Here is a 21,135-nt window from a genome sequence, read left to right as displayed (position 1 = left end):
TCGGCGCACCTGCCCGCGTGAACCCGCCCCTCCCCAGCCCTCCCTATCGCGGCCGCTTCGCCCCTTCCCCGACCGGTGACCTGCATGCCGGCTCCCTGCTGGCGGCCTTTGGCAGCTGGCTGTTGGCCCGCCACGCCGGCGGCCGTTGGCTGGTCCGCGTGGAGGATGTCGATGCGCCGCGCGAAGTGCCAGGGGCGGCCCTGCGACAACTCCAGACCTTGGCGGCCTTCGGACTGCATTCCGACGAACCGGTGGTTTTCCAGCACCAGCGGGGCACGCAGTACCAGGCGGCATTGGACCGGCTGCTGGCGACCGGGCAGGCATTTGTCTGCCATTGCAGCCGCACCGCCCTGGCGGCGAGTCGTGGCATCCACCGGGAGTGCGTGTCCACTGCCCTCCGCCCTGATCCCGCCGTGCGCCTACGCGTGCCCGATGGCAGCGTCATCGCGTTCGACGATGCGATCCAGGGCCCACAGCGGCAGGACGTGGCGCACGAGGTGGGTGACTTCGTGATCCGCCGCGCCGATGGATGCTGGGCCTACCAGCTGGCGGTGGTGGTCGACGATGCCGACCAGGGCATTACCGACGTGGTGCGCGGCGCCGACCTGCGGGACTCCACCCCGCGGCAGATCCTGCTGCAGCGTGCGCTTGGACTGCCCCAACCCCGCTATGCCCACCTGCCGATGCTGCTTGACGCGCACGGCCGCAAGTTGTCCAAGACGGACGCTGCACACCCGGTGGACCCCAACGACCCACTGCCTGCCCTTCGCACCGCATGGAGCGAACTGGGGCAGCCGGCGGACGCACTGGCAACGTCGCACGACTTGCCCGGCCTCCTCGCCGCTGCACAGGCTGCCTTCGATCCGCACCGCATCCCGGCCACCGCATCGACCAAAGTCGCCGCAATGCAGCACCAAAGTTTCACAATGTAAGGCTAGTATCGAGGCGGAGCCGCAAGGTCGCGGCATGGAGAAGACGGCATGCAATCCCGCGTTGCACTGGTCACGGGTGGTACGGGCGGCATCGGAACCGCCATCGTCAAGAAACTGGCGGACATGGGCCACCGAGTGGCCACCAACTACCGTAGCGAAGAAAAAGCCAAGGCTTGGCAGGAACGCATGAAGGCCGACGGCTATGACGTCACGCTGGTCAAGGGTGACGTGACCTCGCCGGAGGAAGCGCAGGCGATGGTGAGCGAGATCGAGCGCAAGCTCGGTCCGGTGGAAATCCTGGTCAACAATGCCGGCATCACCCGCGACGGCACTTTCCATCGCATGAAGCCGGACCAGTGGACCGAGGTGATCAACACCAACCTCAACTCGGTGTTCAACGTGACCCGCCCGGTGATCGAGGGTATGCGCGACCGCAAGTGGGGCCGCATCATCCAGATCAGCTCGATCAACGGCCTGAAAGGGCAGTACGGCCAAGCCAACTACGCCGCGGCCAAGGCCGGCATGCACGGCTTCACCATTTCGCTGGCACGCGAGAACGCCAAGCTGGGGATCACCGTGAACACGATCTCACCCGGCTACATCGCCACCGACATGGTGATGGCGGTGCCCGAGGACGTGCGCGCCAAGATCGTGGCCGACATCCCCACCGGCCGCCTGGGCACGCCGGAGGAGATCGCCTACGGCGTCGGCTTCCTCGCCGCCGAAGAGGCCAGCTGGATCACGGGCAGCAACCTCGACATCAACGGCGGCCACCACATGGGCTGGTGAACCCCGGGGCCCGCCGCGCCGCCGGCGGGCCTGCCCGGAGGAACAGTTGCAAGGCCACGCGGGCTGAGCCATGCTGCAAGGCACCACGATTTAGAGTTCCCGCTCGATGGCCTCGACCCGCGTCATCAAGAAGTATCCGAATCGTCGTCTCTACGACACCGAGATTTCCAGTTACATCACCATCGAGGACGTGCGGCAGCTCATCGTCGATGGCGAGGATTTCGAGGTGCGCGATGCCCGCTCCGGCGAAGACCTGACGCGCCAGGTGCTGCTGCAGATCATCTCGGAGCACGAGCAGGACGGGGAGCCGGTGCTGTCGACGCAGTTGCTCAGCCAGATCATCCGCTTCTACGGCGACTCGCTGCAGGGGTTCATGGGCAACTACCTCGAGCGCTCGATGCAGGTGTTCCTGGACCAGCAGCAGCAGTTCCGCAGCCAGATGGGCGGCGTGCTGGGGCAGACTCCCTGGTCGCTGATGAACCAGCTCACCGAGCGCAACATGGCGATGTGGAAGGACTTCCAGCAGAACTTGACCGGTAGCGTCGGCTCCTCGCCCAACACCACGCGCAAGCCGCCCGATCCCAAGCGCGGGCGCTGAGACGACCTCCCAAATGCCAAAAAGCCGGCCTTGGCCGGCTTTTTTCTTGGGCCCTCCGCGGGGTTTGACGCTCCCCCGACGCAATCTTGCGTTGCCGAATGCAGCAGGTGGGCCGCCCAATCAACGGGCACTCCTCAGCAGCCAGCCCTCTCAACGGCTCGCCGTTGCCGCCCCTTGCTGGCAGTACTTGGCGCGGAACGCCTGGGCCTGCGGCATCAGCGACTGCAGGTGCTGGATGCGGTTGGCCGGGTTGGGATGGGTGGAGGCGAACTCCGGCGGGTGCTGTCCACCACTCAGGCTGGCCATGCGCTCCCACAGCGGAATCGCCTCCGCCGGGTCGTAACAGGCCGCCGCGGCCAGCATCAGGCCCACTTCATCGGCCTGGGTCTCGTGGTTACGCCCATACGGCAGGATGAATCCGTACTGCGCGCCGGCACCGAGCGCGGCCATGACGGCCTGCTGTTGCTGCGGGTCCATGCCGCCGACCGCCATGCCGGCCGCCACCTGGCCCATCTGGACCAGTTTCTGCTGCGCCATGCGTTGTGAGCCATGGCGCAGCAACGCATGGGCGATCTCGTGGCCCATCACCACCGCCATCGCGTTCTGGTTCTGGGCGACGGGGATCAGGCCGGTGTACACCGCCATCTTGCCGCCCGGCAGGCAGAACGCATTGGCCTGATCGGACTGGATCACCGCGACGTCCCACTCGAACGTCTGGTGCGACGTCGGCACTTCCTGCTGGTTCGCGGCCGCCATATCGGCGGTGACCTCGGGAACGCGCGCCACCAGGCGCTGCGCGATCGTGCGGATCTGCTGGCTGACCTCCGTGCTCGCCGGCAACAGCGCACCTTGGCTCTGCGCGTCCCCCACCACCTGCTGGAACGCCTGGGCGCCGAGTTGCACTTCTTCCTCGGGCGTCGCGCCGTAGTGCGCCTTCTCGCCAGTATACGGGTCGACCTTGGCGCTGCCGAACCACTGCCACGCGGCGTAACCGGCGAACAGGATCAGGATCCACCACCGGATGCCGCCACCGCGGCGCTGCCCACCGGCCTGCCTCTGGGCACCTAAAGGGTCAATCCTCATGCCGACTACTCCTGGAGATCAGATATCGCGTACGACCCGGAAGCCGACGCGGGCATTGGTCGTATTGCGGTCACTGCCCAGCCGCCAAGCGGACCGTGTCTGCGCTGGCGAACTGGCCCACGAACCGCCACGGACCACCGCGGTGCGGCAACCCGGGTTGACCCAGGCTTCGCCATCGTCGGGGGCTCGCCGGTAGGTGTCGTGCCAACAGTCCGCCACCCACTCGCTTACGTTGCCCGCAAGGTCGTGAAGACCGTATGCATTCGCTGAATACTTGCCCACTGGCGCCGGACCCCAGGCGCCGTCGGCATAACCGGCAAACGCGTTGCGCCAGCCGCGTCCACTCGGCGATGCGTCCTTGCCGCCGGTGAAATTGCCGGCGTTGGCCGGCGGCACGTCGCCTGGCCACGGAAAGCGCGACTGCGTGCCCGCCCGCACCGCGTACTCGAACTCCGCTTCGCTCGGAAGGCGGTAGGTCTGACCGGTCTGCTCAGACAGCCATTGAGCGTATGCGTGCGCGTCCTGCCAACTCACATGCACTACCGGCAGGTGCTCAGCCGCGCGCTTGCCGGTGTAGTCCGAGCGCCAATCGACGTTGCTGCGACGCACGAGGTTCCCACTGCGCTCGTCGTAGGCGGTTGAATAGCCGCGACGCTCGGCCCGGGAACGGTAGCCGGTGGCGGCCACGAAACGGCCAAACTCGCCAACCGTAACCTCGGTGCGCGCCATCGCCACGCCCCGGTCGAAGCGAATGTTGCGGGCGGGAAATTCGGCGTCGGTGGCATCGCGCTCAGCTTCGACGGCGCCCATGCGGAAGGCGCCGTGCGGCACCACCACCATCTGCGGACCACGGCCGCCATTGCGCAATGCCTCGGTGAACACCTGCCCAGGACGGAACACGCCGTAATGCGAAGCCAGCTCGATGCGCTGGCGCAACTCCACCGCGGCGGGATCGCCACTGGGCGCGATGCGCAACAGCGAGGCCAGGTGCCCCCGGGCGATGTCCAGACCGTCTTCCTTGCCCAATGCCACGACGCCGAGGTCGCGCAGTTCGCGGATGCGCGCGGCCCGTCGCTGCGCAATCTGGGCACGGGCATGGTCGACGGTACCCACGTCCTCGCGCACCTTGCCTGCAAGGGACAGCCATCGATCGGCGGCCTCATAGTCGTGTTTCTCGGCGGCCAGTTCCGCGCGGCGGATCAGCTGGCTTTCCGCCGCGGCCAGGCCCTGTTGCGCACGGGCGTCGCCCGGACGCCACTGCAGCGCCTGGCGGAACTGGCGCAGGGCACCGCCCTTGCCGTTTTCGCCAACCTGGCCGGCAGCCAGCGCGCGCTCGCCGCGGCGGTTGGCATTGGCGGCCTCCTCTGCCCGGTCCACCCGGCCCAGGTACGCCTGCACGGCCTCGCTGGCCGGGGCCACGGACCGCGCAACGGCCGCCACCTCATAGGCGCCGCGCAGCGCGTCAGGTTCCGTGTCGATGGCCGCCAAGGCCGCGTCCCCCTGGGCCAACAGTGCCCGGGTCGCGCGATCGAGTGCCAGGGTGACGTGTTTATCCTGGGGCGCAAACCGTGCCAGTGCCAACAGGATTGGCAGTGCACTGCCGGCGTCGGCGTACAGATTGCCTTGGGCGAGCGCGGCGTCCGCCTGACGCTTGAGCGCATCTGCGTTGCCCGCGGTGACCTCCACGACCGGGACATGCCAGGGCCCCACCGGCGAAACCGCCTGGTCGCCGCTGACCGTGACGACGGGACGCGGGCCCTTGGCCACCGTGTCACCGGCGGCTCCACGGCTGTCGCCCTGCTCGCGGGAGCACCCCGCCAGCAGGAGCGTCGCCGCCATGCTCGCCACCATGATCGCCCGCAATCGCCCTCTCCTGCCCCAACCCACGCCGGATGCCGGCCCGGGTGAAAGTAGGCTATTGTCGCCCGCCCCGGCAACCCAAACGCACAATCGACCGCCCCGTGCCCATCTGGATCAAAGACCCCGCCGCGCTGCAGGCGCGCTTCGCCCAACGCCCGGCCCGTATCGGGCTGGACACCGAGTTCATCCGCGAGCGCACCTTCTGGCCGCAACTGGCCCTGGTGCAGATCGCGCTGGACGCGGGAACGGGCGTCCTGGCGCCGGAGGACATCCTGCTGGTCGACCCGCTCGTTCCGGGCATGGCGCAAGCACTGGCCGAGATCCTGGCGGATACCGCCATCCTCAAGGTGATGCACAGCCCGAGCGAGGACCTGGTCGCCTTCCGCCACACCTGCGGCGTCGTCCCCTCGCCCCTTTTCGACACCCAGGCCGCCGCGGCCATGGCGGGCATCGGTGGTGGCCTGGGCTACCAGAAGCTGGTGGAGCAACTGACCGGCACGGCCCTGGCCAAGGGCGAGACCCGCTCGGACTGGCTGCGCCGACCGCTTTCCCCGGCGCAGCTGGAATACGCCGCCGATGACGTGCGCCACCTGTTCGAGATGCACGACATACTCGCCGACCAGTTGCAGCGCAGTGGGCGCATGGCCTGGCTTGAAGAGGACGCGGCCCGGACCATCGCCAACGCCATCAACGAAGGTCCCGAACGCTGGCCTCACCTGTCGCTGCGTTCCGGCGGCTTCCTCGAGCCGGAGCAACAGCGTCGGTTGCTGCGCCTGCTGCGGTGGCGCGACGCGTACGCGCGTACCCAGGATCGGCCGCGCACGTGGATCCTCGATAACGAATTGGCCGTCAGCCTCGCCCGCAACCCGCCCGTCGACCTGACGGGCCTGCTGCGGATCTTCGACAGCCAACCCAAGGCGCCGCGCAAGCTGGCGGATGCGATCTGGCAGGCGCTGCAGACGCCGCTGGCGGACGAGGCGGACGCACCCGACGCCCGCCAGGCCGAAACCCGCAACAAGGCGCAGTTGCGCCGCCTGCAGGACGCGGTGGCCGCATGCAGCAAGGCACTGGATCTGCCCGACGGCGTGTTGGCTTCGCGCCGCTGGCTGGAAGCTTTGATGGACACCGGCGAGTGGCCCGACGCAATTGGCGGCTGGCGGCGTGCCGTGCTGGAGCCCACGTTGGCGCCCCTGCTCACGACTAGCGACAACCCGTCGACATCCGTATAATGCCGACTGCCGTGGGGCCATAGCTCAGCTGGGAGAGCGCGTCGTTCGCAATGACGAGGTCGGGAGTTCGATCCTCCCTGGCTCCACCACGATTCCGAGAAAAGCCGGCCCTGCGCCGGCTTTTTTCTTTTGCGGCAACGGGTCGCGATTTCCGCCTCGCCCCACCTTCATGCGAAAATGATGGTTTGGCCCCGTAGCTCAGCTGGATAGAGCGGTCCCCTCCTAAGGGACAGGTCGCACGTTCGAATCGTGTCGGGGCCGCCATCACCCTCCGCGCCCGCCCATCCTGGCGGCGCCACGACGCATGGAGCCTGCAATGACCCACCCCGTCCTCGCCGCACTTGGCCTTGGTGCCTCCGAATCCGGCACCTTCCTGGGCAACGGCGAATGGTCCAAGACCAGCGACGCCGGCGTCCTCGAGCCGATCAACCCGACCACCGGCGAGGTGCTGGGCAAGGTCCTGGCGTCGTCGCAGGCCGATTACGACACGATCATCGAGCGCGCCCAGGCCGCCTTCAAGGTGTGGCGCACCACCCCGGCCCCGCGCCGTGGCGAGGCCATCCGCCTCTGCGCCGACGCACTGCGCAAGCACAAGGACGCGCTGGGCTCCTTGGTCGCGCTGGAAATGGGCAAATCGAAGCCGGAAGGCGATGGCGAAGTGCAGGAGATGATCGACATCGGCGAGTTCGCCGTCGGCCTGTCGCGCCAGCTGTACGGCCTGACCATGCACTCCGAGCGCCCGGGCCACCGCATGTACGAGCAGTGGCACCCGATCGGCATTGTCGGCGTGATCTCGGCCTTCAACTTCCCGGTGGCGGTGTGGGCGTGGAACTCGTTCATCGCCGCGATCTGCGGTGACATCACCGTGTGGAAGCCCTCGCCCAAGACGCCGCTGTCGGCCATCGCCAGCATGAAGATCTGCAACGAGGCACTGAAGGCCGGAGGTTTCCCGGACATCTTCTTCCTGTTCAACGACGCCGGCAGCGACCTGGCCCAAGGCTTCGTCGATGACAAGCGCGTGGCGCTGGTCAGCTTCACCGGCAGCACCAAGGTTGGCCGCATGGTCGGCGAGCGCGTGGCGCGCCGCATGGGCCGCTCGCTGCTGGAGCTGGGCGGCAACAACGCGATCATCGTCGACCCCACCGCCGAGCTGAAGCTGGCCATTCCGGCCATCGTGTTCGGCGCCGTCGGCACCGCCGGCCAGCGTTGCACCACCACGCGCCGCCTGTTCGTGCACGAGTCGATCTACGACGAGGTGCTGGGCAAGCTGGTCACCGCGTACAAGCAGGTGGAAGGCAAAATCGGCGACCCGACCGACCCGAAGAACCTGATGGGTCCGCTCAACAGCCGCGACGGCGTGGATGCCTACCTCGATGCCGTGGCGAAGGCCAAGGCCGCCGGCGGCAAGATCGAGACTGGCGGTGCCGCGATCGAGGGCAAGGGCAACTTCGTGCTGCCCACCATTGTCACCGGCCTGACCAATGATGCCGAGATCGTGCAGCACGAGACTTTCGCGCCGATCCTGTACGTGATGAAGTACAGCACCCTGGACGAAGCCATCGAGCTGCAGAACGCGGTGCCGCAGGGCCTGTCGTCGTCGATCTTCACCACCAACCTCAAGGCCGCCGAGGCGTTCCTGGCAGCCTCCGGCAGCGACTGCGGCATCGCCAACGTCAACATCGGCACCAGCGGCGCGGAAATCGGTGGTGCCTTCGGTGGCGAGAAGGAAACCGGCGGTGGCCGCGAATCCGGCTCGGATGCGTGGAAGGCCTATATGCGCCGCCAGACCAACACCATCAACTACTCCGACTCGCTGCCGCTGGCCCAGGGCATCAAGTTCGACCTGTAAGCGATGTACGGACTAGCGCGCCCCTTCCTGTTCCGCCAAGACGCCGAGACCGCGCACGGGCTCGGCCTCAAGGCGTTGGACGTCGCCTACCGCACCGGGCTCAACCCGCTGGTGGCGCGCAGGCCCGATCCGCTGCCGACCAAGGCGTTCGGCCTGACGTTCCCCAACCCGGTCGGCCTGGCCGCCGGGCTGGACAAGAACGGCGAGCACATCGACGCATTGATGGCGCTGGGTTTCGGTTTCGTCGAGATCGGCACGGTGACGCCGCGCGCGCAGCCGGGCAATCCCAAGCCGCGCATGTTCCGCATCCCGGAGCATCGCGCGGTGATCAACCGCCTGGGCTTCAACAACGGCGGCGTGGACGCGCTGGTGCGTAACGTGGAGAAGGCCCAGCGCCGCCACGGGCTGCTGGGCATCAACATCGGCAAGAACAAGGACACACCCAACGAGGCGGCTGCCGGCGACTACATGTATTGCCTGTCGCGGGTGTATCCGCTGGCGGACTACGTGACGGTCAACATCTCCTCGCCCAATACGGCCGGCCTGCGCGAGTTGCAGGAGGAGCAGGCACTGCGCGAACTGGTGAGCATCCTGCGCGAGGAGCAGGAGCGGCTGGCCGCCAAGCACGCCAAGCGCGTGCCGATGCTGGTCAAGGTGGCGCCGGACCTGAGCGACAGCGACATCGACGCGGTGGCGCGGGTGCTGGCCGACCTGGAGGTGGATGGCGTGATCGCCACCAACACCACCATCTCGCGCGTTGGCGTGGAGGATTCCCCGCTGGCAGCCGAGCAGGGAGGCCTGTCGGGCGAGCCTCTGCTGGCACCTTCCACCATGGTGCTGCGCAAGCTGCGCACCCGCCTGCCGGAGACCATCCCGCTGGTGGGCGTGGGCGGCATCCTGTCGGGTGCCGATGCGGTGACCAAGATGGCCGCCGGCGCGACGCTGGTGCAGTGCTATTCAGGGCTGGTGTACCGGGGCCCGGCCCTGGTGGCCGAGTGCGTCGATGCGATCCGTCGCCGCAAGGAGGCGCCCGCCAGTGGTGCCCCGCCCAAGGCCGCGTAAAGTCCGCGCATGACCGATTCCGTCCGCGTCGTCCGCGACGCCTCCCTGCGCGAGCGCAACACCTTTGGCGTGGAGGCCGTCGCGCCGTGGCTGGTTGAACTGGCGGACGCCTCGCGGCTGCCCGATGTGCTGCAACGGCCCGAGCTGCGGGCCGGACTCGCCCTGGTGCTTGGCGGCGGCAGCAACCTTCTTTTCGCCGGCAATCCGGCCGGCGCAGTCCTTGCGCTGACGGGCCGGAAAACCCAAGTGCTGGCCGATGGCGAGACAGCGATTGTCCGCGCTGACGCCGGCGTGCCTTGGCACGACTTCGTGATGCACTCCTTGTCGATGGGGTTGTGCGGGCTGGAGAACCTCGCGCTGATCCCCGGCACCGTGGGCGCCGCACCGATCCAGAATATCGGTGCCTATGGCGTGGAGGTGCGTGAGTTCGTCCACGCGGTGGAAGCATTCGAGCCCGGCACCGGCACCCTGCACCGCTTCAGTGCGACGGAATGCGGCTTTGCCTACCGCGATAGTGTGTTCAAGCGTGCACCGGACCGCTACCTGGTGACTGCGGTGGAGTTCGCCTTGCCGCGCACCCCGGCGCTGCGCCTGGACTACGCCGGTATCGCCGAGGAACTGGCGACAATGGGTGTTAGCGAGCCTACGCCGGCTCGCGTCGCGGATGCGGTGATCGCGATCCGCCGTCGCAAACTTCCCGACCCCGCTGTGCTCGGAAATGCCGGCAGCTTCTTCAAGAATCCCATCGTGCCAGCGACTCAGGCGGACGCGCTCAAAGCCGAGTACGACAGCCTGCCCATGTTCCGCGGCAGCAGCGAGGACACGCGCAAGCTGTCGGCGGCGTGGCTCATCGACCAGTGTGGCTGGAAGGGCCACCGCGAAGGCGATGCCGGCGTCGCTGCCTCACACGCCCTGGTGCTGGTCAACCATGGCCATGCCACCGGTGCGCAATTGCTGGACCTGGCACGGCGGATTGCCGCATCGGTGCACGAACGGTTCCAGGTGGATATCGAGCCTGAGCCACGGGTGATCGGCGCGACGTGGTGAACGGGCCCGCCAACCCGCACCTGCGCGCCGCGCTGCTGATGATGGGCAGCACGGTGTTCTTCGGGTTGATGGCGGTCGCGATCCGGTTGGCGTCCCAAACGCTGCACACGTTCGAGATCGCGTTCTTCCGCAATTTCTTCGGCCTGCTCGCCGCGATGCCGCTCTTGCTGCGGCATGGCCCTGACCTGATGCGCACGACGCAATTGCGGCGCTACCTGTTCCGCTGCGCGATCGGTGTCCTGTCGATGTTCTGCGGGTTCTGGGCCATCGGCCACCTGCCGCTCGCGCAGGCGGTCTCCCTGTCCTATTCCACGCCCTTGTTCGTGACGATCGCCGCGGTGCTGATGCTGGGCGAGCAGGTGCGGGCGCGGCGCTGGGCCGCCGTAGTGCTGGGATTCGTTGGCGTGCTCGTCATCGTGCGTCCGGGCAGCGCCAACTTCAGTCTTGGCACGTTGATTGCCTTGTCGGCCGCGGTACTCAGCGGCCTGGTCTCGATCCAGATCAAACAGCTCTCCCGCACCGAGCCGGCCGACCGGATCGTGCTGTGGACGACGCTGCTGTGGGTGCCCATGTCGCTGGGCCCGGCACTTTTCGTGTGGGAGTGGCCGCGTGGCATCACCTGGCTGTGGGTCGCAGCTGCGGGCATCCTCGGCACCAGTGGTCACATGTTGTGGACGCGCGCGATCAAGCTGGGCGACGTCTCGGCACTGACGCCGATCAGCTTCATGCAACTCCCGCTCGTCGCGGCGCTTGGCTACCTGCTGTTCGACGAACAGGTGGACCGGTGGACCGCCATCGGGGCGGGCATCATCTTCGCGGCAAATGCCTACATCGCCCACCGCGAGGCGCAGTTGGCGCGACGTGCGGCGACCAGTGGGCCGGTGCAGGCGGCCAAGCCCGGTGAGTGACGGGGACAGCACCCCCGTGGACTATTCAGGACCGCCAGCCGGTAGGCCCGCGCCGTGCCAGGGAGGTTGGCGATGGAATGCCGCGAGATAGCAGGCGACAGTCCAGGCGCTGCCGAAGGCCCATCCCGCCAACACATCTGATGGGTAGTGCACTCCCATATACGATCGGGACACGCCCACCAACAACGTGAAAGGCACCATCAACGCCAGGACTGGCACACGCCACCGCGTGCGCCATGCAAGCAGCGCAAGCACGAACGTCAGCGTCGCGGTCGCAGCCGCGTGGCCGCTGGGGAAGCTGTATCCGGAATAGCGCCACAGCGGCTCCCACAGGTCCGGGCGTGGCTCGGCGAAGGCCGCCTTGAGCACTCCGTTGAGCCAAAGCGAACCACCCAGCGCGACCAAGGCAAACAACCCTTCGCGCCACTGTCGCCGTAGCAATAGTGCGGCGACGAAGAGGATGTCGAAAGGCACGACGCCGTGGCTGTAGCCGAGATGGCTCACCCATACGATCGCGGCATCCATGCAAGGTCCAGACCAGGCATGCAGGGAATCCATCGCCGCAAGCTCAATCAAGCCCGGTTCTTTTCCCATCCGGTAATGGGCCAGCAATGCAAATATGCCAACCGGTACGAGCAGGCCCATAACCCACAGCCAGGCATGGCGTCGCCCGCGCTTGGAATCCGACGAATGCAATGCGGCCTCCCATCGTCCTTCGAAGTAGCCCCGCGACCGTCGGTAGCATGCGGATCGGCCCGGGCCCAGCCGCGCTTCCCAAAGCCAGGGTCAGGCGCGGCCGCCATAGCGGCGTTCGACGTAACGATCGATGATCGCCACGAACTCGTCGGCAATGCCCTCGCCACGCAGGGTTACGGACTTCTCACCGTCCTCGAACACCGGGGCCGATGGCGCTTCGCCCGTGCCCGGCAGCGAGATGCCGATGTTGGCGTGGCGGGATTCACCCGGGCCATTGACCACACACCCCATCACCGCCAGCGTCAGGTTCTCCGCGCCCGGGTGGGTGATCTTCCATTCCGGCATCTTCGCGCGCACATGTTCCTGGACCTTCTGCGCCAGTTCCTGGAAGAACGAGCTGGTGGTCCGGCCGCAACCGGGGCACGCGGTGACCATCGGGGTGAACGCGCGCATCCCCATGGTCTGCAGCAGCTCCTGCGCGACGATGACCTCGTTGCTGCGCGCCTGACCCGGTTCAGGCGTCAGCGAGATACGGATGGTGTCGCCGATGCCTTCCTGCAACAGCACGCCCAATGCCGCCGACGAAGCGACGATGCCCTTGCTGCCGATACCGGCCTCGGTCAGGCCGAGGTGCAGTGCATAGTCGCCACGACGGGCGAGCTCGCGGTACACCGCGATCAGTTCCTGCACGCCCGACACCTTGGCACTGAGCACGATGCGATCGGCGGGCAAGCCAATCTCCACCGCGCGCGCGGCCGAATCCAGGGCGGAACGGATCAGCGCTTCACGCAACACAGCGCCAGCCTCTTTCGGTTCGGCGAGCTTGTGATTCTCGTCCATAAGCTGCGCGGCCAACGCCTGGTCCAGCGAACCCCAGTTGGCCCCGATCCGCACCGGCTTGCCGTGCTTGATCGCCAGTTCGATCAGCGTGGCGAACTGGCTGTCCTTCTTCTTGCCGAAGCCGACGTTGCCCGGGTTGATGCGGTACTTGGCCAGCGCCTCGGCGCAGGCCGGTTCGGCGGTGAGCAACTGGTGGCCGTTGTAGTGGAAGTCGCCAATGATCGGGACAGAGATGCCCATCATGGCCAGCTTGTCGACGATGCGCGGCACGGCGGCGGCGGCCTCCACCGTATTCACCGTGACCCGCACCAGTTCCGAGCCGGCGCGCCACAACTCCGCCACCTGCTTCGTGGTGGAGGCGACGTCCGCGGTGTCGGTATTGGTCATCGACTGCACCACCACCGGCGCACCACCGCCCACGTTCACGCCCCCGATTTCAACGGAGCGGGTATGGCGGCGCGGCATCGGACCAAAGGCGGGAACAGCGCAGGGCTTGGGAGCATCGGCATTCATCCGCTCATTGTACTGCCGCGGCGTGACCCCGGCCGGCACCTGCGGTAGGGTGTGCTGCCGTCCGCCCGAACCGCCGATGTCCCGCGACGACACCCCCGATGTCCTGACCCCCAGCCAGCTCAACACCCTGGCGCGCGACCTGCTGGAAGGCGCCTTCCCGCTGGTCTGGGTGGAGGGCGAGCTGGGCAACCTGTCGCGGCCCGGTTCGGGGCACCTGTACTTCACCCTCAAGGACGCCCGCGCGCAGGTCCGCTGCGCGATGTTCCGCCCCAAGAGCAGCTGGTTGAAGTTCACGCCGCGCGAAGGCCTGAAGGTGCTCGCCCGCGGCCGCCTCACCCTGTATGAAGCCCGTGGCGACTACCAGCTGGTGCTGGACCACATGGAGGAGGCTGGCGAAGGCGCACTGCGCCGCGCCTACGAGGAACTGCGTGCCCGGCTGCAGGCCGAAGGGCTGTTCGATGCCAGCCGGAAGCGTGCCCTGCCCCCCTACCCGTCGCGCATCGGCGTGATCACCTCGCCCAGTGGCGCGGCCGTGCGCGACGTGGTGAGCGTGCTCGGCCGACGCTTCCCGCTGGCCGAGGTGGACGTGCTGCCCGTGCCGGTGCAGGGCGAGGGCGCCCCGCCGCAGATCCGGGCCATGCTGCAGCGCGCCGCGGCCTCGGGCCGCTACGACGTGCTGTTGCTGACCCGTGGCGGGGGCTCGCTGGAAGACCTGTGGGCCTTCAATGACGAGCACCTGACTCGCGCGGTGGCCGCGTCCCCGGTGCCGGTGGTCGCCGCCATCGGCCACGAGACAGACTTCAGCCTGGTGGAATTCGCCGCGGACCTGCGCGCCCCCACGCCCTCCGCCGCCGCCGAGTTGCTGGTGCCCGACCGCGACGACCTGGCACGCCGCACGGCCGCCCTGCATGCACGCCTGCAGCGCCAGTCGCTGCAGCGCCTGCGGCAGGCCATGCAACGCGCCGACCGTGCCGCCCTGCGGCTCAACGCCCAGCGCCCCCAGGCGCGCCTGGAGGCCCTCCGCCGCCGCCAGCAGGACGCACTGCGGCGGATGCTGCTGGCGTGGCGGCAGCGCCTCGCGGGCGAACAGGCGCGGCTGCGCCACGCCGAGACAGGGCTGCGTGCCACGCACCCGCAGCGCCGAATCCAGCGCCTGCGTGAACGTCTCGCCCTGTTGTCGCAACGCCCGAGGGCGGCAGTTGCACGGAAACTGGCCAACGACGCCCTGCGGTTGCGCGGCCTGGCCCGCTCCCTCGAAGCCGTCAGCCCACTGGCCACGGTGGCCCGCGGCTACGCCATCCTGCAGACGCCCGATCGGCGCGTGGTGCGCAGCGTCCTGGATGTCGCACCCGGCGACCGCCTGGAAGCGCGTCTGGTGGACGGAACGCTCAAAGTTCGGGTCGAAGACCAGCACAACTGATACATCCGGCAGGTCCGGTCAGGGCCAGCGGCCGCCGGGAAGTGCACTCGCGTCCGGCGCGATGTACTAACCTCGGCACAGGCCCCTCCCGTGCGCCCTGCCATGCTGAAGAAGCGTTACCCCTACTACCTCGCCAACCGCCCGGTTGAGGCCAACGCCGACCTCGAGGTCCTGGACAAATACAGCGGCAAGCGGGCCACCCGCGTGGCCCTGGCGGATGCCACGGCGGTGCGCAAGGCGATCGTCGCGGCGCACAAGGCCCGCGAAGCGATGGCCGCCTTCCCGCCGGACGCCCGCCGTGACGTGCTGGAGCACTGCGTCCGCCGCTTCACCGAGCGTGCCGAAGAGTTGGCGCAAGCGCTCTGCATCGAAGCTGGCAAGCCGATCAAGGACGCGCGCGGCGAGGTCACCCGCCTCATCGACACCTTCCGCATCGCCGCGGGCGAGGCCACCCGCATCGGCGGCGAGGTACTGGAGCTGCAGCTCTCGCCGCGCACCCGCGGCTACCGCGGCATGACCCGCCGCGTGCCGGTGGGGGCGTGCAGCTTCATCACCCCGTTCAATTTCCCGCTCAACCTGGTGGCACACAAGGTGGCCCCGGCCATCGCCGCCGGCTGCCCGTTCGTGCTGAAGCCGTCGGAGAAGACCCCGATCGGAGCGCTGATCATCGGCGAAGTACTGGCCGAAACCGACCTGCCCAAAGGCGCGTTCTCGGTCCTGCCCTGCTCCAACCAGGATGCAGGACTGCTGGTGGAGGACGAGCGGATCGCGCTGCTCAGCTTCACCGGCGGCCTGGTCGGTTGGGACCTCAAGACCCGCGCCGGGCGCAAGAAGGTGACGCTGGAACTGGGCGGCAATGCCGCCTGCATCATCGACGATGAACCCGGTGCCAGCCTTGACCACATCGTGGAGCGAGTGGTGTTCGGCGCCTATTACCAGAGTGGCCAGAGCTGCATCAGCGTGCAGCGCATCTACGCCCATGCGGCGATGTACGACAAGCTGCGCCGCAAGCTGAAATCCGCGGTGGCGAAACTGCCCATGGGCAACCCGCGCGACGAGCACACCTTCATTGGCCCGATGATCGACGAGGCCGCGGCCACGCGCGTGGAGTCCTGGATCGAGGAAGCACGAGACGGCGGCGCCAAGCGACTGGCCGGTGGCAAGCGCGAAGGCAACCTGTTGCCGGCGACGCTGCTGGAACGCGTGCCACGCGACTGCACGCTGTACCGCGAGGAAGCCTTCGGTCCGGTCGCCTTCATCGAGCCTTTCGAGCACTTCGACGATGCCATCGCCCGCGTCAACGACAGCCGCTTCGGGCTGCAGGCGGGCGTGTTCACTGGTCGCATCGCCCATGCAATGCAGGCCTGGGACCGACTGGAGGTGGGCGGCGTGGTGGTGGGCGACGTGCCCAGCTTCCGCGTCGACAACATGCCGTATGGCGGGGTCAAGGATTCCGGCGTGGGCCGCGAAGGCGTTCGCTGCGCCATCGAGGACATGACCGAGCCGCGGCTGCTGGTCATCCGCACGGGCTGACTGCACTCATCAACCCCGTTCGCCCGGGTCATGCGTTGGAAGGATCACCCAATCCCAAGGACGAGCCCCATGAAACGCACCCTGCTGTTTGCCCTGATCTCCAGCGCGGCCCTGGTGGGCTGCCACCGGGCGGCGATGCGCCCCGCCGAGGCCGAAGCAGCGGCTGCCGCCGATGCTGCTGCCGCCGTGATCGTCACCGGCAGTCGGGCCAAGCACGCCGAGGCCATGATGATGGCGCCGCCGCCTGCGCCGCCCGCTCCGCCGGCATCCGTTTACGTCGGCGTCCTGCCGTCGGCGGAGGTTGCCAACACCGAGCAATACGCCGCGCGCGAGGACAACCCCATCCACCGCACCAGCGAGCAGCCCGTGTCCACCTTCTCGGTGGACGTGGGCACCGGCAGCTACAGCAATGTCCGCCGGATGCTCAATGATGGCATCCGCCCACCGGCCGACGCGGTCCGCGCGGAAGAGTTCATCAATTACTTCCACTACGGACACCCTGCGCCCACACGCGCGGACATGCCCTTCCGCGTGACCACCGAACTGGCGCCCGCGCCATGGAACGCCAAGCGCCAACTGCTGATGATCGGTATCAAGGGCTATGAAGTGCCGGCCGCAAAGTTGCCACCGGCCAACCTGGTGCTGCTCATCGACACGTCAGGCTCGATGGACGCACCCGACAAGCTGCCCCTGCTCAAGCGCTCGCTCGCGCTGCTGGTGCGGCAATTGCGGCCGCAGGACCGCGTTTCCATCGTCGTGTATGCCGGATCGGCCGGGCTGGTGCTGCCGCCCACGCCGGGCAATCGCCAGGGCGAAATCCTGGCCGCGCTGGAGCGATTGCAGGCCGGCGGCAGCACCAATGGCGGCGAAGGCATCCAGCTGGCGTATGCCATGGCCAAGCAGGCCTACATCGCGGGCGGCGTGAACCGCGTGCTGCTGGCGACCGACGGCGACTTCAACGTCGGCGTGGTTGATCGCCGCGCGCTGGAAACGCTGGTGGCCGCCCAGCGCCAGCACGGCATCGCGCTGTCCACGCTGGGCTTCGGCCAGGGCAACTACAACGACGAGATGGCCGAGCGCCTGGCCGACGTGGGCGATGGCAACCATGCCTACATCGACACCGCGCTGGAGGCCCAGCGCGTGCTGGTGCAGCAGATGGGTGGCACGCTGCACACCATCGCGCGCGACGTGAAGGTGCAGGTGGAGTTCAATCCGGCACACGTGGCCGAGTACCGCCTCATCGGTTACGAAAACCGCCTGCTGCGCCGCGAGGACTTCGCCAACGACAAGGTGGATGCGGGTGACATCGGAGCGGGCCACGAGGTCACGGCGCTGTACGAGATCACGCTGGTAGGCAGCGGTGCGGAGCGCGTGCCGGCATTGCGCTACGGCGGTGCGGCTCCCACCGGCGGCGCCCGCAGCGGCGAACTCGCGCACCTGAGGCTGCGCTACAAGCAGCCCGGGGGCACCGACAGCAGGCTCATCGAGACGCCCATCCCCGCGAGCGCGCTGACGCAACAGCCGAGCAACGCCCTACGCCTGGCAGCAGGCGTGGCAGGCTTTGCCGATGCGCTGCGCGGGGGCACGCACCTGGAGCAGTGGAACTGGACCGCGATCGAGTCCACCATCCGCGGTGGGCGGGGCGAGGACAAGGACGGCCAGCGCGCGGAACTCGTGCAGCTGATCCAGGCCGCGCGGGGCCTGTCGGAGGGCGGCGCCACCCCGGGCGTCAGTGAATGAGCGCGCCGTCTCCCGCCTGAACCATGGCCTCGGCCGGGATTCCGAACAGGAATCCCTGGCCGTGGCTGCATCCCAGCTCGCGCAGGACTTCGCGCTGCAGCCGCGTTTCGATGCCTTCGCCGATGGTGTGGATGCCCAGGGTTCCGGCAAGGGCCTGGATGGCGCGAATCACTGCCTCGCTTTCCGGGCGCGTGTCGCCTTCCAGTCCCGCGACGAAGCTCTGGTCGATCTTCAGGCACTCGATCGGGAAGCGGTGCAGGTACGACAACGCCGAATAGCCGGTACCAAAGTCGTCCAACTGCGCCACCACCCCGTGGCTGCGCAGGGTGCGCAGCATGCGCAGGGCCCGCGGCACGTCGTCCAGCAGCGCCACTTCGGTGATCTCCAGGCGTAGCTGCGCGGGGTTGGCGCGATGCGTGGCCAGCAGTCGCAGCAGTCGGTCCGCGAACTCCGGCGACCGGAAGTGCCGTGGCGACACATTGATCGACACATACCCGTTCACGCCCTGGGCAAGGCGCGCCGCGACCTGGTCGTACATCACCCAGTCGACGGCCTCGATCAACCCGTTGTCTTCGCCCAACCCGATGAAATCGCGGGGAATCAGCAGACCGCGCCTTTCGTGGCGCCAGCGCAGCAGCGCTTCGTGCCCCACGATCGCCCCATCGCCGAGCTGCACGATGGGCTGGTAGTAGGCAACGAAGCCGTCGCCATTGATCGCCCGGCGCAGGTCCGCCTCGAGGTCGAGGATCTTGACGGCCTCCTCGCGCATGTCCTCGTCGAACACTGCGAGCCGATCGCGCCCTGCGGCCTTGGCGCGGTACATCGCAGCGTCGGCATCGCGCAGCAGCTCGACGCCATTGCGATAGCGCGGGTGCCAGAGTGCGATGCCGAGACTGGCCGACGGGAACACCTCACGGCCGGCGATCCAGCACGGCTGTCCCAGCGCGCCCAGGATACGGCGCGCCAGTTCCTCGGCGACGTGCTGGCCTTCGAGGCCTTCGATCAGGATGGCGAACTCGTCGCCGCCCAACCGGGCCACCGTGTCGCCGGTGCGCACCATCGACACGATGCGCCTGCCCGCCTCCACCAGCAGTTCGTCGCCGGCCGAATGCCCCACGCTGTCGTTCACCAGCTTGAACCGGTCAAGGTCGAGGAACAGCACGGCAAACAGGCGCGAGGGATCCTGCCGGGCGTTGGCAATAGCCGCGGCGAGCCGATCGAGCAACTGGTTGCGATTGGGCAAGCCTGTCAGGGCGTCATGGCGGGCCTGGTGGGTCAGTTGCTGCTCCGCACGCAGTCGCTCGCCGATCTGTTGCAGCAACTCGGCGTTGGTCGCGGCCAACTCCCGGGTACGGGCTTCCACGCGCTGCTCCAACTCGGCATGCGCTGACACCAGCCGGTCCTGCGCCTGCTTGCGCGCCAGCGCGATACTGATGTGGTGGGCGACGAAGGTCAGCAGCTCCTGGTCGCGCGCGCTGAACATGATGGCCGGCGAATAACTCTGTACCGCAATCACCCCCACCACGTTGTCTTCGCGATACAGCGGTACGCCCAGCCAGCAATACGCCAGCGCACCCATGCTGCGCGCCAGCCCCTGCGCTTCAAGCGCCTCGATCCGGGTCCTATCGGCGAGCAGTGGCCGCCCGTGTGCGATCACGTATTCCGTCAGGCCACTGGACAGCTTGCGCGTGGCGCGTGCGATGTCGCGTTCGTCGATCGAATAGGGAAACTCCAGCGAGTTGCCGTCCTCGGACAGCAGCGCGATGTAGAAATTGCGCGCGTACAACAGTTCACCCACCACGTCATGCACGTGGGCGTAGAAGCGTTCCAAGCTCTCGGCGGTGATCGACAGCTCGGCAATGCGGAACAGCGCCCGCTGCAGCCTTTCGGCGCGCTGGCGTTCCACGATTTCCGCCTGCAGGTCGCGGTTGCTCAACTGCAGCGCGCGCGTGCGTTCCTCCACGCGCCGCTCCAGCTCTTCGCGGGCCCGGTGCCGGTCCAGCGCGGTGAGGATGTGCTGGGCCACGAACGACAGCAGCGCCCGCTCCTCCTCGCCGAAGCAGTTGGGGCGGTCGTAACTCTGCACCACCACCGCCCCGCAGACGCGATCATCGCGGCGCATCGGCACACCCAGCCAGTCCTCGCTTTCCGGACCTGCTGCCGGGGGCGCGTCGCTTTCCGCGGCTTGCGGCGGCACGCCAATTCCCAGCTGCTGCCGGATGTCGTCGGTGGTGCCCTGCAAGGGCTCGCCATGGCGCAACAGCGCCAGCGTCAAGCTGTCAGGCATGTCGTCGGGGCCGAACTCGACGTCCGGATCGGCGACGAACGGATCGCGCTCATCGGCAAAGTACAGGAACCGCATGCGATCGCGCGCGTCGTCGTACAGCACGATGTAGAAGTTCTCCGCATACATCAGCCCGCCGACGATGGCGTGGATGCGGCGGAGCATGTCGGCCATGTCCAGGTCCGAGCCGGCCAGATCACCAATCTCGTATAGCGCCTGCTGCAGTTGCTCGGACTTCTGCAGCGCAACCACGCGCGCCTGGGCGCGGCGCAGTTCCAGCCACGCGGTGGCCAGGTCACGGACCAATCGCGGCCAGTCCCGGCGGACGTCCTCGGGGACTGGCCCGGTCGGCTCGCCCACCACCGCCACGCGCGTGCCGTCCGCCAATGCCCATGAGGTGGATAGCCGCCCGTTGGAGGCGGTGGTCGCCCCGGCTGCGTCCAACAATTGCCTGGCGAGTGCGATGCCCGACTCGGATGCGTCCAGCACCGAAAGCCCGCTGTCGCCGCTACCCGAGGCACGCCACGCCATGGCCAGCCCGGCACCGGGCAGCAGCGCGCGCTGCAGGCGGTCGGCCAACGACTGAGCGTCCGTCGGCTGCGCCATGTCCTCGCTTGTGTGGACTTTCATCATTGTTGACAACGCAATCCCTTCAGGGCGCGTGCCTCCCCAGCGCGCGTCCGTTCAGGCAATGCCAACCCCACCCCACCCACCCATTCGTTGTATGGAGGGTGACGTCCGAATCAGCCTGC

At 68.0% G+C, this 21,135-nt stretch carries 16 protein-coding genes and 2 tRNA genes; 13 read left to right on the top strand and 5 right to left on the bottom strand.

Annotation, left to right across the window (positions count from 1 at the left end):
• Positions 1 to 17 precede the first annotated feature (17 nt).
• The 3 genes from gluQRS to phaR all read left to right on the top strand — a co-directional run bounded on the left by gluQRS (position 18) and on the right by phaR (position 2,319).
• The gene (gene gluQRS, locus AC3ARF_RS05295; protein WP_498930932.1) at positions 18 to 932 is read left to right on the top strand and encodes a tRNA glutamyl-Q(34) synthetase GluQRS; all 915 of its coding nucleotides are present in this window, start codon (positions 18 to 20) and stop codon (positions 930 to 932) included.
• 48 nt (positions 933 to 980) lie between these two features.
• Positions 981 to 1,721: an acetoacetyl-CoA reductase gene (gene phbB / locus AC3ARF_RS05290; protein ID WP_498930930.1), complete on the top strand. Its 741-nt coding sequence runs from the start codon at positions 981 to 983 to the stop codon at positions 1,719 to 1,721.
• A gap of 106 nt (positions 1,722 to 1,827) precedes the next feature.
• On the top strand, positions 1,828 to 2,319 hold the full coding sequence (phaR, locus tag AC3ARF_RS05285; protein WP_036136434.1) for a polyhydroxyalkanoate synthesis repressor PhaR: 492 nt from the start codon (positions 1,828 to 1,830) through the stop codon (positions 2,317 to 2,319).
• Between the two features lie 150 nt (positions 2,320 to 2,469).
• Here the strand turns inward: phaR and AC3ARF_RS05280 are convergent, their stop codons facing one another.
• Entirely contained in the window at positions 2,470 to 3,402 is a 933-nt protein-coding gene (locus AC3ARF_RS05280) for a M48 family metallopeptidase (RefSeq protein ID WP_498930928.1), read from the bottom strand.
• 18 nt (positions 3,403 to 3,420) lie between these two features.
• Positions 3,421 to 5,241, bottom strand: a complete 1,821-nt coding sequence (locus tag AC3ARF_RS05275; protein WP_498930926.1) for an SUMF1/EgtB/PvdO family nonheme iron enzyme — start codon at positions 5,239 to 5,241, stop codon at positions 3,421 to 3,423.
• A 122-nt stretch (positions 5,242 to 5,363) separates the two neighbouring features.
• Between AC3ARF_RS05275 and rnd the strand changes: the two genes are divergently transcribed.
• The 7 genes from rnd (at position 5,364) to AC3ARF_RS05240 (ending at position 11,357) form a co-directional block, all read left to right on the top strand.
• A complete protein-coding gene (gene rnd / locus AC3ARF_RS05270) occupies positions 5,364 to 6,491 on the top strand; it encodes a ribonuclease D (protein ID WP_498930924.1) in 1,128 nt (375 codons plus the stop codon).
• Between the two features lie 13 nt (positions 6,492 to 6,504).
• Positions 6,505 to 6,580: transfer RNA gene (locus tag AC3ARF_RS05265), tRNA-Ala, on the top strand.
• A gap of 98 nt (positions 6,581 to 6,678) precedes the next feature.
• Positions 6,679 to 6,755 (top strand) — tRNA-Arg (locus AC3ARF_RS05260).
• A gap of 52 nt (positions 6,756 to 6,807) precedes the next feature.
• Entirely contained in the window at positions 6,808 to 8,340 is a 1,533-nt protein-coding gene (gene amaB / locus AC3ARF_RS05255) for an L-piperidine-6-carboxylate dehydrogenase (protein ID WP_498930922.1), read from the top strand.
• A 3-nt stretch (positions 8,341 to 8,343) separates the two neighbouring features.
• Positions 8,344 to 9,402: a quinone-dependent dihydroorotate dehydrogenase gene (locus AC3ARF_RS05250; protein WP_498930920.1), complete on the top strand. Its 1,059-nt coding sequence runs from the start codon at positions 8,344 to 8,346 to the stop codon at positions 9,400 to 9,402.
• Positions 9,403 to 9,411: 9 nt separating this feature from the next.
• The gene (murB, locus tag AC3ARF_RS05245) at positions 9,412 to 10,449 is read left to right on the top strand and encodes a UDP-N-acetylmuramate dehydrogenase (protein ID WP_498930918.1); all 1,038 of its coding nucleotides are present in this window, start codon (positions 9,412 to 9,414) and stop codon (positions 10,447 to 10,449) included.
• Between the two features lie 20 nt (positions 10,450 to 10,469).
• Complete coding sequence (locus AC3ARF_RS05240) at positions 10,470 to 11,357, top strand: DMT family transporter (RefSeq protein ID WP_498931761.1); 888 nt, start codon at positions 10,470 to 10,472, stop codon at positions 11,355 to 11,357.
• Between the two features lie 21 nt (positions 11,358 to 11,378).
• Here AC3ARF_RS05240 and AC3ARF_RS05235 read toward each other — a convergent pair whose 3' ends face one another.
• Complete coding sequence (locus AC3ARF_RS05235; RefSeq protein WP_498930916.1) at positions 11,379 to 12,002, bottom strand: phosphatase PAP2 family protein; 624 nt, start codon at positions 12,000 to 12,002, stop codon at positions 11,379 to 11,381.
• A 141-nt stretch (positions 12,003 to 12,143) separates the two neighbouring features.
• Positions 12,144 to 13,406 (bottom strand): flavodoxin-dependent (E)-4-hydroxy-3-methylbut-2-enyl-diphosphate synthase, encoded by a 1,263-nt coding sequence (gene ispG, locus AC3ARF_RS05230; protein ID WP_498930914.1) that lies wholly within the window; start codon positions 13,404 to 13,406, stop codon positions 12,144 to 12,146.
• A 76-nt stretch (positions 13,407 to 13,482) separates the two neighbouring features.
• Here ispG and xseA point away from each other — a divergent pair, with 76 nt between their 5' ends.
• The 3 genes from xseA (at position 13,483) to AC3ARF_RS05215 (ending at position 18,099) form a co-directional block, all read left to right on the top strand.
• Positions 13,483 to 14,826 carry an exodeoxyribonuclease VII large subunit gene (xseA, locus tag AC3ARF_RS05225; RefSeq protein ID WP_498930912.1) on the top strand — a complete coding sequence of 448 codons (1,344 nt, stop codon included), beginning with the start codon at positions 13,483 to 13,485 and terminating at the stop codon, positions 14,824 to 14,826.
• Between the two features lie 102 nt (positions 14,827 to 14,928).
• Positions 14,929 to 16,359, top strand: a complete 1,431-nt coding sequence (locus AC3ARF_RS05220) for an aldehyde dehydrogenase family protein (protein WP_498931759.1) — start codon at positions 14,929 to 14,931, stop codon at positions 16,357 to 16,359.
• Positions 16,360 to 16,428: 69 nt separating this feature from the next.
• A complete protein-coding gene (locus tag AC3ARF_RS05215) occupies positions 16,429 to 18,099 on the top strand; it encodes a vWA domain-containing protein (RefSeq protein WP_498930910.1) in 1,671 nt (556 codons plus the stop codon).
• On the opposite strand, the gene AC3ARF_RS05210 is transcribed toward AC3ARF_RS05215, so the two are convergent.
• Entirely contained in the window at positions 18,089 to 21,013 is a 2,925-nt protein-coding gene (locus AC3ARF_RS05210) for a bifunctional diguanylate cyclase/phosphodiesterase (RefSeq protein ID WP_498930908.1), read from the bottom strand. The two genes, AC3ARF_RS05215 and AC3ARF_RS05210, sit on opposite strands and share 11 nt — an antisense overlap.
• Positions 21,014 to 21,135 lie beyond the last annotated feature (122 nt).

This window comes from Lysobacter sp. KACC 24251 (assembly GCF_057747755.1).
Note: the sequence above shows the minus strand (reverse complement) of the source record. Positions and strands in the feature narration are given on the sequence as shown.